13 protein-coding genes and 1 pseudogene are annotated in these 13,048 nt (G+C 60.6%); 3 read left to right on the forward strand and 11 right to left on the reverse strand.

What is annotated here, in order from left to right:
• Window positions 1–20: 20 nt before the first annotated feature.
• Window positions 21–341, forward strand: coding sequence for a type II toxin-antitoxin system RelE/ParE family toxin (locus ACGLHT_RS19570; protein ID WP_137162310.1), 321 nt, complete (start codon window positions 21–23; stop codon window positions 339–341).
• Window positions 338–625: a NadS family protein gene (gene nadS / locus ACGLHT_RS19575; protein WP_137162311.1), complete on the forward strand. Its 288-nt coding sequence runs from the start codon at window positions 338–340 to the stop codon at window positions 623–625. Before ACGLHT_RS19570 ends, nadS begins: the two co-directional genes overlap by 4 nt.
• Before the next feature lie 82 nt (window positions 626–707).
• Here the strand turns inward: nadS and ACGLHT_RS19580 are convergent.
• Window positions 708–1,761, reverse strand: a pseudogene (locus ACGLHT_RS19580) (glycerophosphodiester phosphodiesterase family protein).
• A 251-nt stretch (window positions 1,762–2,012) separates the two neighbouring features.
• Here ACGLHT_RS19580 and ACGLHT_RS19585 point away from each other — a divergent pair.
• Window positions 2,013–3,023 (forward strand): DUF4917 family protein, encoded by a 1,011-nt coding sequence (locus ACGLHT_RS19585; RefSeq protein ID WP_274120331.1) that lies wholly within the window; start codon window positions 2,013–2,015, stop codon window positions 3,021–3,023.
• Between the two features lie 152 nt (window positions 3,024–3,175).
• Here ACGLHT_RS19585 and ACGLHT_RS19590 read toward each other — a convergent pair whose 3' ends face one another.
• The 10 genes from ACGLHT_RS19590 to ACGLHT_RS19635 are packed head-to-tail and all read right to left on the reverse strand — an operon-like array spanning window position 3,176 to window position 12,981.
• Window positions 3,176–4,219 (reverse strand): lipopolysaccharide assembly protein LapB, encoded by a 1,044-nt coding sequence (locus tag ACGLHT_RS19590; RefSeq protein ID WP_137162313.1) that lies wholly within the window; start codon window positions 4,217–4,219, stop codon window positions 3,176–3,178.
• 1 nt (window position 4,220) lies between these two features.
• Window positions 4,221–5,189 (reverse strand): type II secretion system F family protein, encoded by a 969-nt coding sequence (locus tag ACGLHT_RS19595; protein ID WP_274120332.1) that lies wholly within the window; start codon window positions 5,187–5,189, stop codon window positions 4,221–4,223.
• 26 nt (window positions 5,190–5,215) lie between these two features.
• Window positions 5,216–6,202 carry a type II secretion system F family protein gene (locus ACGLHT_RS19600; protein WP_274120333.1) on the reverse strand — a complete coding sequence of 329 codons (987 nt, stop codon included), beginning with the start codon at window positions 6,200–6,202 and terminating at the stop codon, window positions 5,216–5,218.
• On the reverse strand, window positions 6,199–7,641 hold the full coding sequence (locus ACGLHT_RS19605) for a CpaF family protein (RefSeq protein WP_274120334.1): 1,443 nt from the start codon (window positions 7,639–7,641) through the stop codon (window positions 6,199–6,201). The genes ACGLHT_RS19600 and ACGLHT_RS19605 overlap by 4 nt, the downstream gene beginning before the upstream one ends.
• A gap of 3 nt (window positions 7,642–7,644) precedes the next feature.
• Entirely contained in the window at window positions 7,645–8,862 is a 1,218-nt protein-coding gene (locus ACGLHT_RS19610) for an AAA family ATPase (RefSeq protein WP_274120335.1), read from the reverse strand.
• Window positions 8,856–9,359 (reverse strand): TadE/TadG family type IV pilus assembly protein, encoded by a 504-nt coding sequence (locus ACGLHT_RS19615; RefSeq protein ID WP_025340452.1) that lies wholly within the window; start codon window positions 9,357–9,359, stop codon window positions 8,856–8,858. Before ACGLHT_RS19615 ends, ACGLHT_RS19610 begins: the two co-directional genes overlap by 7 nt.
• A complete protein-coding gene (locus ACGLHT_RS19620; RefSeq protein ID WP_274120336.1) occupies window positions 9,359–9,829 on the reverse strand; it encodes a TadE/TadG family type IV pilus assembly protein in 471 nt (156 codons plus the stop codon). Before ACGLHT_RS19620 ends, ACGLHT_RS19615 begins: the two co-directional genes overlap by 1 nt.
• Before the next feature lie 9 nt (window positions 9,830–9,838).
• Window positions 9,839–11,185 (reverse strand): TadE/TadG family type IV pilus assembly protein, encoded by a 1,347-nt coding sequence (locus ACGLHT_RS19625; RefSeq protein ID WP_394520101.1) that lies wholly within the window; start codon window positions 11,183–11,185, stop codon window positions 9,839–9,841.
• A gap of 11 nt (window positions 11,186–11,196) precedes the next feature.
• On the reverse strand, window positions 11,197–11,478 hold the full coding sequence (locus ACGLHT_RS19630) for a hypothetical protein (RefSeq protein ID WP_075046195.1): 282 nt from the start codon (window positions 11,476–11,478) through the stop codon (window positions 11,197–11,199).
• Between the two features lie 15 nt (window positions 11,479–11,493).
• On the reverse strand, window positions 11,494–12,981 hold the full coding sequence (locus ACGLHT_RS19635; RefSeq protein WP_075046196.1) for a type II and III secretion system protein family protein: 1,488 nt from the start codon (window positions 12,979–12,981) through the stop codon (window positions 11,494–11,496).
• Window positions 12,982–13,048 lie beyond the last annotated feature (67 nt).

Raw genomic sequence — 13,048 nt, forward strand, 5'->3', positions numbered from 1 at the left:
CCAATGGCGTACACTCTGCTATGTTTTTCACTGAAACAACCTTGTTCACCAAGCGAGTCAGAGAACTCCTTGATGATGACACCTATCGCTTGCTGCAAGTCAGGCTCATGGCTTCACCTGAGACAGGAGACCTGATTGAGGGAACCGGTGGCCTACGCAAAATACGAGTGCCCGCTAACGGGCATGGAAAACGCGGTGGTGCCAGGGTTATCTACTACCACTTCATATCCAGATCACAGATAGCCATGCTCTACATCTACGGCAAAAATGAGCAGCCCGATCTGTCCAGCGAGCAGCGCAAGGCATTGAAGTCCATCATTGAACACTGGAGGCATGCATGAACCGCTTTTTTGACGAACTGATGGAGAGCGTTCAACAGATGGACGACATCCTCCAGGGCAAGTGCGCGCCTTCTCGCGAATTCGCAATCGATGCTCTTCAGGTACGAAGCATCCGCAGGGCAACAGGGCTTTCACAAGTACGCTTTGCCGAGATGATCGATGTTCAGGTCGCCACGCTGAGAAATTGGGAACAAGGCCGACGAGAACCGACCGGGCCAGCCAAGGCATTGTTACGTGCGATACGCAACGATCCAGATCATGTACTGAAGGCCCTTGCTCACTGACATAGGCCCGCCTGACCAGCATGATCACCTGTGACCGACTGTTCAGCGCTTTGGCCGCTACAAACCATCCGCCTGCAACCATTCAGTATCCCAATCTCTCCAGCATCACCACCTCTGGCTCCGCCGGACGCTGATAGAACCGTAGCAACGCCCCCGTGCGGTTGGTAAAGATCCCGTCGACACCTGCCTTCATTGCCTTGTCGAAGTCCACCGGTTCGTCGAGGGTGTACGCATGCACCAGCAATTCTCGCGCCTGGCTGGCCTGGTTCATCCAGGGCTGGATCAGGTCGGCATAGCTCTGTTCGCCCAGATGAGTGCGCATGGCAGAAGGCCCCGTACCGACCGCACCGCCCTGCCTGGCCTGATCGAGCCAGCGCAGGAATTCTGCCTGACTTCGGCTGCTGACGGGCATAGAACGCGGCCTTGTCGGTTTCACCCGAGTCAGCGAAATCCTGCCCGGAAGCGGGCTCGATGGTTTTTGTCCCCACCCACAGCAGGAGTACCTTCGGCACCTGCGGCATGGCCTCGTGCAGCAACGCCAGGCTGTTGCGGTCGAAGGTCTGCAACACCACACGGCCTGGCCGGTCGAGCCAGCCGCGGGCTGCGAGGCGCGCCTTCAGGTCCTGCTCGATACCCGGGAACTGCTTGGGGACCTTGGTCTCGATGTACAACCCAGGGTGCCGCTCGGGGTTGCCTTCGGCGATGTCGATGACCTCGTCCAGGGTGAGGATCGGCAGTTTGCGGAAAGAGGCCCGGGCGCGCGCCGGGTAGGCCTGGTTGAACCAGCTGCCAGCATCCAGCGACTTCAGCTCGGCGAGCGTGAAGGCGCTGACCGGGCTGTCCTTTCGCTCTGGGAAGCGCTCGGCGACATCGCTGGTACGCGACAGCACATCGTCATGGACCACCACCAGCACGCCGTCACTGCTGCGTTGCAGGTCGAGTTCCAGGTAGTCGGCGCCCTGGTCGCGGGCCAGCAGGTATGCAGGGGGGGTGGATTCCGGGGCATCGTACGAGGCGCCGCGGTGGGCGATCACCGCCGGGTGCGCAATGCCGTGGGCGGTGGCCAGGGCCTTGCCATTGCTGGCGGAAGCGGCCGATACAGTGAGCAAAGCGGTCAAAGCCAAGAAACTGAACATGGGATTGCGCATGGATAAGTCCTTTATCGTTCTGTGAACCTTGCGCTGCCTGTTCTGGCCTCTTCGCGGGCACGCCCGCTCCCACAGGTACTGCACTGAATTCAAGGGCAGTGTAATTCCTGTGGGAGCGGGCGTGCCCGCGAAGGGGCCGGCATTGCCGACACAAGGCCCTTGCCTGGATACAACCCTCGCACACCTTGCATGACATGCTAAAGTCGCCCCCGTTCCCGCTCCACCCAACGGACCCCAGCATGCCCGCACTAGACGCTACCCTCACCCCCTGGCCGGAACTCGCCGCCCGCCACCCTTGCGACGCCCTGCTGCTGGGCAACGGCGCCAGCCGCGTGCTGTGGAAGCCGTTCGGCTACTTCTCGCTGTTCGAGGAAGCGCAACGTGCCGGCCGCAAGAAAGGCCTGGCCGTGAGCGATCAGGCACTGTTCAAGTCGCTGGGTACGGAACTGTTCGAGCCGGTGCTCAGCGCCCTCAACACCACCGTGCGCACCAACGCCGCGCTGGCCATCAACTCCACCGCGCCGCTGAACCGCTACTACTCGATCAAGGAAGCGCTGATACACGCCGTACGCACCGTGCACCTGCCGTGGCCACTCATGCCGGCCACGACCCTGGCAACCCTCAACCAGGCCCTGCGCGGCTACCGCAGCGTCTACACCAGCAACTACGACCTGCTGCTACCGTGGGCCGTGCAACACGCACCGCACGGCTTCGCCGAACTGTTCGACGAGCAAGGCTTCTTCGACGTGCGCCGCACCAACGGCGAAGGCACGCGGGTGCTGCATCTGCATGGCGGCCTGCACCTGCTCAAGCTGCCGGACGGCACCACCCGCCAACGCAGCGCCGACAGCGCCGAACTGCTCGATGGTTTTGCCGTGAACATCCCGGGCGAAGTGCCGCTGTTCGTCAACGAAGACCGCAGCGACGAGAAACTGCGCGCCATCCGCAACTCTGACTACCTGGGCTGGTGCCTGGGGCAACTGGCGCGGGAAAGCCAGGGGCTATGCCTGTTCGGGCTGCACCTGGACAGCAGTGACCAGCATCTGCTCGAAGCCATCCGACAGGCCCGGCCGATGCATCTGTCGGTTGCCATAAGGCCGTTGAGCGAGGCATCGGTGATCAACCAGAAGCAGCATTTTGTCGACAGGTTCGGGGATATGCCGGAGACGGTACTGCACTTCTTTGATGCCAGTACGCATCCGTTGGGGCAAGCAGCGTTGGCTATTGAAGTACCGCTCACCCACAGGTGAAGTGGACCAATTGGGGGCCGCTTTGCGGCCCATCGCCGGCAAGCCAGCTCCCACAGGGATCGCGCAACGCCTGAATTCTGCGCGGTACCTGTGGGAGCTGGCTTGCCGGCGATGGGCTGCGTAGCAGCCCCGTTTACGCTATATGTCAGGCATCAAGGCGCCGACGCGGTTGTCACCTGCACGGCCGGCCCAACTGCAACCGGCTCGGGCATCGCTACATCGCCGCCCAGCTGGCGGATTTGCCGAATCTGCTGGACCCTGTTCAGGTTTTCCCAGGCGACGGGATAGTGCCCCGGCGACAACTCGATCGCGCTGCGGAAGAACTGCTCAGCCACATCCAGCTTGCCTTCCACCAGGCAGACATAGCCGACATCATTGCTGGCCTCTGCACGCTTTTCGACCTGTTCGAAGGCAGACACCGCTTCTTCATAGCGCCCCATGCGAGCCAGCAGCAACCCATAGTTGCGCCAAAGCGGTTTGTACGTGCCGTCGTAGCTCACACCACGTTTGTACCGAAGCTCGGCATCGGCCCATTGCCCGGCCATGTAGTAGGAGTACCCCAGGCTGTTCTGCACCAACGCCGAATGTGGATCGATGAGCTCGGCCAGGCGGTAGTAGGTCTGCGCCTCGGCGAAGTTGTCGGCCAGATCCGCGAGCACCCCCAGCCCGTTGTAGGCCTTGAGTGGTGACTTGCTGTCGACCCTGAGCGCAGCCGCCCCTGTCTGGGTATTGGCTGGGTCCTTGGCAAAGCGTTTCTGATCCACGGCAACTGCCTTCAAAAGCATCACCTTGGCTTGCTCATGTTTACGCATGGACAGGTTCAGCAGGCCCATTTCCGTCAGGGCATCGGGGTTTTCAGGTGCCTTGCCCAGTACCTCGGTAAAGGCCATCTCGGCAAGCTGGTTATTGCCCCGTTCGCGGTGAATACGGCCAACCCAGACCAGGGCTTCTTGACGCTCGGGCGCCAGCTCAAGGACGCGCAGGTACTGGTACAGTGCCTGGTCCAGGTCACCGGCCTGGTAAGCCATCGCCGCCATCTGCATCGCCTGGTCGGGCGAGTTGCTTTGCGACTGCACCTGGTAGAGCACCGAATTGCCACCGGAGTAGACAGAACGCACCCCATTCAGGTCAGGCCCCGTGCTCTGGCACCCCGAAAGCACGGCTATCATGGTCAACAGCAAGCTGATCCTGTTCATGTCATGGCTTCCCGAACGTTTTAAGTATCCCGATGATCACCGGGCCGATGGCAACCAGAAAAAAGCTTGGCCACAGACAGAAAATTAGCGGAAAAACCAGCTTTGTTCCGATCTTCGCGCCCATTTCCTCGGCGGCCTGCATGCGCCGGTCACGAAACTCCTCGGCATAGATGCGCAAGGTGGCCGCTACGCTGGTACCGAAGCGGATGCTCTGGGCCAACAGGCTGACCAGACCCTGGATGTCTTCCAGGCCGGTGCGGTCCGCCAGTTGTCTGAGCGCTTCGGTACTGGAAATGCCGGCGCGGATCTGCGCATTGACCAAGGCCAGTTCCTCGGCCAGCTCGGCCTGGCTGACCGACATTTCTTCAGCCACCCGCTCGATGGCCTGGGGCAACGCTAGGCCCGACTCCACGCAAACCACCATCAGGTCCAGGGCATCAGGGAAGGCTGCACGCAACCGACCTTGCCGAGCATTCTTTCGCTTGTCGACATAGATTGCCGGCAGAAGCCATCCGACGGCCGCTCCCATGGCCACCAATCCCATGCCCATCATCAGGGAAAGGTTTGGAACCAGTGGCAGTACCAACAGCGAGACGCCTACCAGCAGCAACGGCAACAGCAAACGCACCGCCCAATACACCTGTACCGCCGACGCCGAACCATAACCCGCGTGGGTCAACAGGGTTCGAGTAGCCGACACCTGCCCATCCGTAGACGGGGTAACGCGCCGACCAACCCGCTCCAGTAGAAGCTGAAGGTTGCCTGGCGCCTCTCGCCCGGCCGCAGCGCTGGAGTGATCACGCTTGATCAGTGCAAGACGACGCTGCAGTGGGCTCTGCAAACCCTGCACCAGTAACGTCACAGTGATAACGGCAATGACCGTGCTTACCCCGATCGCACCGACGATCAGCAAGCGTGCCAATGCCTCGTTGTCCGTCACCCCACTCAATAAACCGAGCAAATAGTCCATGACCGACGCCCCCATGCGAGAACTGCCTAAATCTGGATACGGATAATCTTACGAATCCAGAAAATCCCCACCAACATGGAGCCAAAAGCCCCCATGACCAACTTTTGCCCAGTAGGATCCTTGATCAGCATCGTCAGATAATTTGGGCTCGTGATAATGATCGCTGCCGCCAGCAGGAAGGGAATGGCCACCAGCACCCAAGCCGACATACGCCCTTCGGCCGACATTGTCTTGATCTTGCGCTGAAAGCGGAAACGCCCGCGTATCAAATTGCTCAAGCGCTCCAGTACCTCCGTCAGGTTGCCGCCAGTCTCACGGTGAATAAGGATCGAGGTGACCAGCATCATCACAGTCATGCTTGGCATCCGCTCTAGCAGGCCAAGCATGGCCCGGCGCACATCATTACCGTAGTTGATATCGGCGAAGGTCAGGCCAAACTCATGCGCCACCGGCCCCTTGTGCTCATCTGCCACCAGACGCAGGGTTTCATTAAAAGGGTGCCCGGCGCGCAATGCCCGGCACATAGCTTCCAGCGCATCCGGCAAGCCCTCTTCAAACTTGGCGAAACGCTTGCCACGGTCACGGGTAATTTTCAGCAGCGGCAGCCAGAACGCCACGAACGCTGCCGCCAGCGCCAGCCACCAGTAAGGAAAGAACATCCAAGCCAGCATCCCGACAGCAGCTGCCAGCGCCAACCCCAGCAGTAGTACCCGATAGGCCCGGTACTCATGCCCGGCCTGCTCGATCATTTGCGTCAGCGACGCCATGAAGGGTAACTGCTCGAGCCGCGCCTCCAGCGGCGACAGGCGTGTCAGGTACTTCTGCCGCAGCACGGTCTGCATGTTCGGCAGATGACTTGCCCGCTCCAGAATCACCAGTCGGCTACGGATACGCTTGCGTACCTTGCTTGCCTCGCCGAACACCGGCACCACCAAACCTTGGCTGAGGAGAAACACGGCAACGAACACCATGCCAAGGAATATCAGGATGTATTCAACGGGTATCTGGCTCATGGCTGACGAGCCTCCATCCATTCAGGCCTGAACATCGTCAGCGGCAACTCGATCCCGCGCTTGGCCAAGGAATCGCGAAACGCTGGGACCATGCCACTTGGCCGGAAGTCACCAAGCACCTGGCCCTGCTCGCCCACACCATTGCGGACAAATGAGAAGATCTCGGTCATGGTGATGATTTCACCTTCCATGCCGTTGATCTCCTGCACGCTGACCAACCGCCGCTTGCCGTCTTCCTGCCGTTCCAATTGGATTACCACATCGATGGCCGATGCGATCTGCTGGCGCATGGCCTTGATCGGGAACGTAGCGCCAGACATCAAGACCATGTTCTCGACCCGGCCCAACGCATCGCGCGCGGTATTGGCGTGGATCGTGGTCAGTGAACCATCGTGGCCGGTGTTCATCGCCGTCAGCATGTCCAGCGCCTCGGCACCACGCACCTCACCGATCACGATGCGGTCTGGGCGCATCCGCAGGCTGTTGCGTACCAGCTCACGCTGGCCCACCTCGCCGCGCCCCTCGATGTTCGCCGGCCGTGTTTCCAGGCGCACCACATGCGGCTGCTGCAGTTGCAGCTCGGCCGAGTCCTCAATGGTGACGATGCGCTCGTTATGGGGAATGAAACTGGACAGCACATTGAGCATGGTGGTCTTGCCGCAGCCGGTGCCGCCGGAGATCAGCACGTTCAGCCGGCCCCGTACGATCGCCTTGAGCAGCAAGGCGATGGCCGGCGTCAGCGCGCCCGCCTGGATCAGGCTGTCGGTATTGAGCAGGTCCACCGCAAAGCGGCGTATCGAGATACTTGGCCCGTCGATGGCAAGCGGCGGGATGATCGCATTGACCCGTGAACCATCCTTGAGCCGCGCATCTACCAACGGCGAAGACTCGTCGATACGCCGGCCGAGGCTGGAGACGATGCGGTCGATGATATTCAGCAGGTGCTGATCATCGCGAAAACGCACATCGGTGCGCTGCAACTTGCCGAACCGTTCGACGTACACCGAGTCATGGCCGTTGACCAGAATGTCGGACACCGTATGGTCGGCCAGCAGTGGCTCCAGCGGGCCAAGGCCAAGCACTTCGTCAGTGATCTGCTTGATGATCAACTGGCGGCTGGCAGAACTCACCGGCGCCGAATGCTCATCGAGCAGACGCTGGCAGATATCGCGGATCTGCCGCACGGCCTCAGCCTGCTCGAGCGAGTCGAGCAACGACAGGTCCATGACCTTGAGCAGTTGCGCATAGGTTTTTTCCCGCCACTCGGCTTCCACCGATGTGACCTGGCTTTTCGTTTCAAACAGAACATCCGGTGCTGAATGTTCCCACGCCATCAACGCCTCTGCCGGGTCCTTAGCGCCGCCACCCTGCTTCGACGGCGTCGATGCCTCGGGGGTGACTGCCTGTTTGCGCAAACGGTTACGGAAATCACTAAGCATGGTTCACCCCCGAAAAACACGCTTGAAGGCGCGTTTGAACAGTCCGCTGTCTGTTGCCACCTGCTTGCCCACCAATTCCTCGGCCAGCCCACGCAGCGCCTGGGTAATCGCCGAGCGAGGTGCTTGCAGGCCTAATGGCACACCCGTGTTCTGGCTCTGGTTGATGACGTTGAAGTCATTGGGCAGTTTCACGATATTGGTGCAGCGCAGCGCCTCGCCGATATCCTTGAGGCTGACCGGCGCCGCCTTGTCGTAGCGGTTGACCACCACCTCCAGCTGATTGCCGCGTACGCCCAGGTCATCACGCAGAATGCGCGCCAGGGAACTGGCATCGCGCAGGTGGTTGACGCTCTGCTGCACCACGACGTACACCCGGTCGGCCTGCTCCAGCACCGAAGCGGTGATGTGATCGATCTGCCGCGGCAAGTCCGCCACTACCCAGTCATAGTTGGCCCGCGCCAGCTGCAGCAGCGCATCGAGCTGTTCGGCCTGGACATCCTGCGGCAGGCACAGCTCATTGGCGCGGCTGCCAAGTACATGCAAGGACGGGCTGAAATGGCTGCAGAAGCCGCGCAGTGCAACACCATCCATTTCTTTTATCTGCTGCAACACGTCCAGTTGGCTGTGCGACTGCGCCACATCCAGATGATGCGACACGCTGCCAAACTGCAGGTCCAGGTCAAGCAGCAGGGTGTTGCCCTTGAGGCTGAGCTGATGCGCCAGGTTGCAGGCCAGCACCGTGCCGCCGGAGCCACCCTTGGCATTCATCACCGCGACCAGTTTGCCTGTTGCCGTGCTGTTGGTCTGGGTTTCCATGACCATACGGTTCAACGCAGCGATAAGCTCCGTGGCAACGATGGGCTCCGGCAGAAAGTCGCGCGCACCGGCCTGCATTGCCAGGCGCATGCCTGCCCGATCGTCCAGCAGGCCACACACCAACAGCGGCGGGCGCTCATGGGCCGGGCGTTGCAACAGGGCTGCCAGTTCCTCACGCCACAGCTGGCCGACGCGCAGCAGCAGGAAATCGGGCATCCGGTCCAGCCCGTAAAGCGGGTCGCAATGCCCATTGCTCACCTGGCGAACATTTACCTCCAGACCAGAGATGCGCTGACAGATTTCTTGCAACTGGCGCAAGGCCAGGGCGTCAGAGCTGCTGATCAACAGACGCATCCCGGGTTTGATGGAGGTAGCGGATACGGAAGATTCCCTAAGATTCAGCATGGCGTGATCTCCGGTACGACATCCGCCTCGGTATGACGCCCGAGGCTCTCGCGAGGTAAGGTCGCCTTGAATACTGGCAAGGTAATGGGCACGCCAAACCCTGGAATAAACAGGCTGAATTGAAAGTTCTGCAGCGTCAGTTGCACATAACGGACAGCGGCAAATCCGGTGGCACTTACCAGATCACCGGGGTTGGCGACCTGTGCACCGTTCTTGTCCAGGTAACGCAGAGTCAGATCCGAGGTGTCCAGGCCGGCCAGCAGGCTGCTGGCACCACTGTCGCCCGCAGTGTTGAATATCGCCCTGCGCAGCACCACCGGATCGCTGATATTGCATACCGCTGCCAGACGTGCACCACGCCGAACGGACTCATTCAGCACGTTCACGGTGTAGTACAGCCGGCCTATTTCAAGCACCCCGAACAGCAGCGTGAACATCAACGCACTGACGATGGCGAACTCCACCACGTACACGCCCTGCATGCCTCTGCGCTTCATCACAGTGCCCTCATCACGGTGGTGGCGACCAACGGGAAGTTCAGCGCCGTGCCGTTACCGATAAAGGCCGGAATGCCGTTGGCGATCAGTGGGGAAAAGACCGCGCTGATGGTCACCTGCACGTGGTCGTTGGTGCCCGCTACCTTGGTAACCTGCACGGTGGTATTGGCCGGCATCCCGGTCAGGCTACAGGGCGGCGCGGAAGGTGCACCGTACACCGCCACTTTCTTGGTCATGCACTCGAGGTCGGCGCTCACCTCGACCTTGCCCAAGGTCGAGTTCCAGGCCTGGCTAGCGACGAAGCGCGCGGCATCCCGGCTGCCCTGCAGCAGGCTGTTGTACTGATAGAGCATGCGGCCAAATTCGCCGAAGGCCAGCAAGGTCAGGAGCAACAGCGGCAGGGTGATGGTGAACTCGACGATTGCCACCCCTTGCTGGCGCTGCGCGCGCTTGAGCCGATAAAGTTCCATGACACGCTCCTAGGAGTCGGTGCTCGGTGTGCCACTGCCACTGATAAAGGTTTTGTACAGCTGGATGATCTGCGGGCCAGAATCGTCTTGCGGAGTAGGTCCTGGCACGCCGTCACCCTCGCATTGCTTGACGAACTGGCCGAAGATCTGCGAATCCCCACCCAAGTTGTCGGCCGGCTGCACTACATAGAAGCAACCGAAACCGATGACTGGAATTGACGATGCCCCTGAGTTCTTGCCCGAGCAGTCCCCCACCACGATCTTCAGCATCCGCCGCTCAAAAACCCCGCTCGACTGGCACCCCGCCCCTCCACCTCCGACACATGCAGCTGTCTGAGCGGCATAGTCGTTGTAGTCGAACAGCGGCGTGCCGCCGGCCGAGAGGTTGCCATTATTCGAAGTGACAGGTTGGCCCTGGTGCTCCACCCGGTGAGGCGTGGTTTTGTCGTTGTACTTCATCACCGGATTGCTATAGGTCGTCACCAGGTCGGGCGGGTAGTCCGAACTCTTCAACGACCCGGAGTACTCGCCGAATCGCGTATTCAGACCTTTGACGGAAGGGCCAACCGTGTTGCCAGGCTTGGTGGCGACGTTGTCACCGACATTGCGGCATACCGAACCGCCGCCGGCCATCAGGTCGCCAATGGTCTTGCCGCCAGAGCCAAAATCGAGCAACTGGAAGTTACCCGGACCAATCGGGTCGCTGTTCTTGGAAGCTGATTTCAAGACCTCCAGGTCACCAAAGCGATACCCCCAGAACATGCCGGCATCGGGGTTGTATTGAGCAGGGTTGCCACACACCAGCAGCGGCGCCAGATCACATGGGCTGGTCGGGCTCGGTCCGGCGGTGGCTATCGCCGTCACTTGCTTGGCTCCCACGGCACCGTCACCGAATGACTGGGCGAAACTCCAGAAAAAACCCGCCAGTGAATAATTCGCTACCGAGACCCGCACATAGGTGGCATTGGCCGGCCCTGGGAAGGAGAAAGGCCCATAGACATTGTCTGCCAGTTCCACCATCGCAAACCCGCCAGGGTTGCCGCCGATTGCCGTTGCCAGCTCCTGGTTGCCCAAAGCACTCGCATTTTTTTGCAGGGTAGAGAGCGCGGCATCACGTGCGGTACTGGCAGCATTACCAGCGCCCATCACCTGGCTCAGGGTTTTTGCGCCACTAAGGGCGGCGGCGTCCACGGCATTCTGCAGTCGGGTCTTGTTCAGCAACATGTGACCGCCATCGAGCACCAACGCGGCCATCATCAGTATCGCCAACAGGGCGATCACAATGATGATAGTTACTGCGCCCCGCTGTTGGCCTGGCGGCGCGGTGAACATCCGTTGAGCTCGAGGAGTCATGATCACGCCCTCAATCACCGAGTTGAATCAGTGACTTGGATCTGGATCGGCTGACCGACCTGCTGCGCATCGCCAGTCACCCCCCTATAACCATTGATCACCTTCTCCAGCAACGGCCCATCGGCGCCGGCAGCAGGCAGTTCAGTACCTGGGTTGGCAGCCACCTGCTTGTCGGCAATCTGCTGGTAGGTAGTCTGGTAGACGCTGTAGCCCAAGGGGCCAACGCGCCCTTCGTCGTACGACATGCAACCGGACAACCCCGACAGCAGCGCGCAACACACGATCATGGTTCTCATGCTGGTTCTCTCCGATCAATTCAGATCATGGCCAAAGTTGCCACCGCTGACGCCGAGGCTGACGGGCACCGAGCGCCCGGGCTCACTGCTCTTGGTCTTGCCAAGCAGGTAGAAGTCCAGGTCACTGGGTTCGACAAATTTCTCGGTGGGCAGGCGCACCGCCTTGGCATCCACAGGCTTGGCGAGGTGCGGCGTCACCAGGATCACCAGTTCGGTCTCACCGTTGATGAACGACTGGCTGCGGAACAGGTGCCCGAGTATCGGCAGGTCCCCCAGCCCAGGGAAACGGCTGACGAAATCGCGGGTGTTTTCACTGATCAGACCGGCGATGGCGATGGTCTGGCCATTGCCCAGTTCGACCGTGGACTCGGCGCTGCGCTTGGTCAGCGACGGGATGACCTGGGTAACACCATCGCCCAGAATACTGTTCAGTCCCGTGTCGAGTACCAGCGAGTTGACGTTGGAGAGCTCGCTTACCGAGACATTCAGGTTGAGGTTGATACGCCCGGATTCGAGCACCACCGGCAGGAACTTCACGCCGACACCGAATTCCTTGTATTCGATGGTGATGCCATCATCCTCGGTGATCGGGATCGGGAACTCGCCACCGGAAATGAACTCGGCCTGCTGGCCGGTCAGCGTGGTGAGAGTGGGCTCGGCCAGCACTTTGGCCGAACCATTGTCCTTGGACGCTTCCAGCACCACATTGAACAGGAAATCGTCGGACAGGAACTGGGCGAACAAACCTTTGCCGCCACCAATCAGCGAACCTGGCGAAAGGATCGACCCGCCGCCTGGAGTCAGGCCCAGCCCTTGACCATTGTTGAACCCGCCACCGCTCCAATTGCCGGATGAGCCAAGGGCATTGAAGCGCACGTTGAGGTTCTTGATCAGGCTGCGCTGCATCTCGGCCACTTTCACTTCCAACATCACCTGCTGGCTGCCACCGACGCTGAGCAGGTTGATCACCTCCAGCGACTGGGCCGGTGCCGCTTCAGCGGCTTCACCCTTGCCTTGCACCACGCTCGAGGTTTGCGCGGCATAGGTCTTGGCGACCTTCATTGCCGTGTCCATGGCAGCGGCGCTGCGCACCTGGCCACGCAGTACCAGCGCGCCCTGGGCGCTGAACACTTCGATATTCTCCTCGGGCAGCAACTGGTGCAGTTTGGTCTTGAGCCCGGTGAGGTCATGCACGACCTCCACATCCATGGTCTCGATCAAGCGGTTGTTGTTGTCCCACAGCAGCACGTTGGTAGTGCCCAGGGAACGGCCGAGCAGGTAGAGCTGGGTCGGGCTGGTGATCAGGATATCGGCGATATCCGGATTGCCGACCGAGATTTTCCTCACCGGCGTACGAGCGCTGATCGTACGCGACTTGTAGATGGGTACCTGGATCATATTGGTGTTGGCCGCCGGCATGGCGCTGTATCCCGATCCCGGTTCTGCAGCCTGCGTCACACCGACGAACAGCAGCTGCGTACCCAGCCCGCACAACAGGTACATCCCTAATCTCTGCAAAGTATTCATGCACAACTCCTTGCGAGGTGTTCTTGTTCCTGCCGAAAGTTAG

This window comes from Pseudomonas sp. PsB, assembly GCF_043658375.1.
Classification (GTDB): domain Bacteria; phylum Pseudomonadota; class Gammaproteobacteria; order Pseudomonadales; family Pseudomonadaceae; genus Aquipseudomonas; species Aquipseudomonas putida_Z.

Coding starts and splice junctions, on each gene's coding strand:
- ACGLHT_RS19570 (WP_137162310.1), top strand. CDS start 21: ATGTTTTTCACTGAAACAACCTTGTTCACCAAGCGAGTCAGAGAACTC.
- nadS (WP_137162311.1), top strand. CDS start 338: ATGAACCGCTTTTTTGACGAACTGATGGAGAGCGTTCAACAGATGGAC.
- ACGLHT_RS19585 (WP_274120331.1), top strand. CDS start 2,013: ATGCCCGCACTAGACGCTACCCTCACCCCCTGGCCGGAACTCGCCGCC.
- ACGLHT_RS19590 (WP_137162313.1), bottom strand. CDS start 4,219: ATGAACAGGATCAGCTTGCTGTTGACCATGATAGCCGTGCTTTCGGGG.
- ACGLHT_RS19595 (WP_274120332.1), bottom strand. CDS start 5,189: ATGGACTATTTGCTCGGTTTATTGAGTGGGGTGACGGACAACGAGGCA.
- ACGLHT_RS19600 (WP_274120333.1), bottom strand. CDS start 6,202: ATGAGCCAGATACCCGTTGAATACATCCTGATATTCCTTGGCATGGTG.
- ACGLHT_RS19605 (WP_274120334.1), bottom strand. CDS start 7,641: ATGCTTAGTGATTTCCGTAACCGTTTGCGCAAACAGGCAGTCACCCCC.
- ACGLHT_RS19610 (WP_274120335.1), bottom strand. CDS start 8,862: ATGCTGAATCTTAGGGAATCTTCCGTATCCGCTACCTCCATCAAACCC.
- ACGLHT_RS19615 (WP_025340452.1), bottom strand. CDS start 9,359: ATGAAGCGCAGAGGCATGCAGGGCGTGTACGTGGTGGAGTTCGCCATC.
- ACGLHT_RS19620 (WP_274120336.1), bottom strand. CDS start 9,829: ATGGAACTTTATCGGCTCAAGCGCGCGCAGCGCCAGCAAGGGGTGGCA.
- ACGLHT_RS19630 (WP_075046195.1), bottom strand. CDS start 11,478: ATGAGAACCATGATCGTGTGTTGCGCGCTGCTGTCGGGGTTGTCCGGT.
- ACGLHT_RS19635 (WP_075046196.1), bottom strand. CDS start 12,981: ATGTACCTGTTGTGCGGGCTGGGTACGCAGCTGCTGTTCGTCGGTGTG.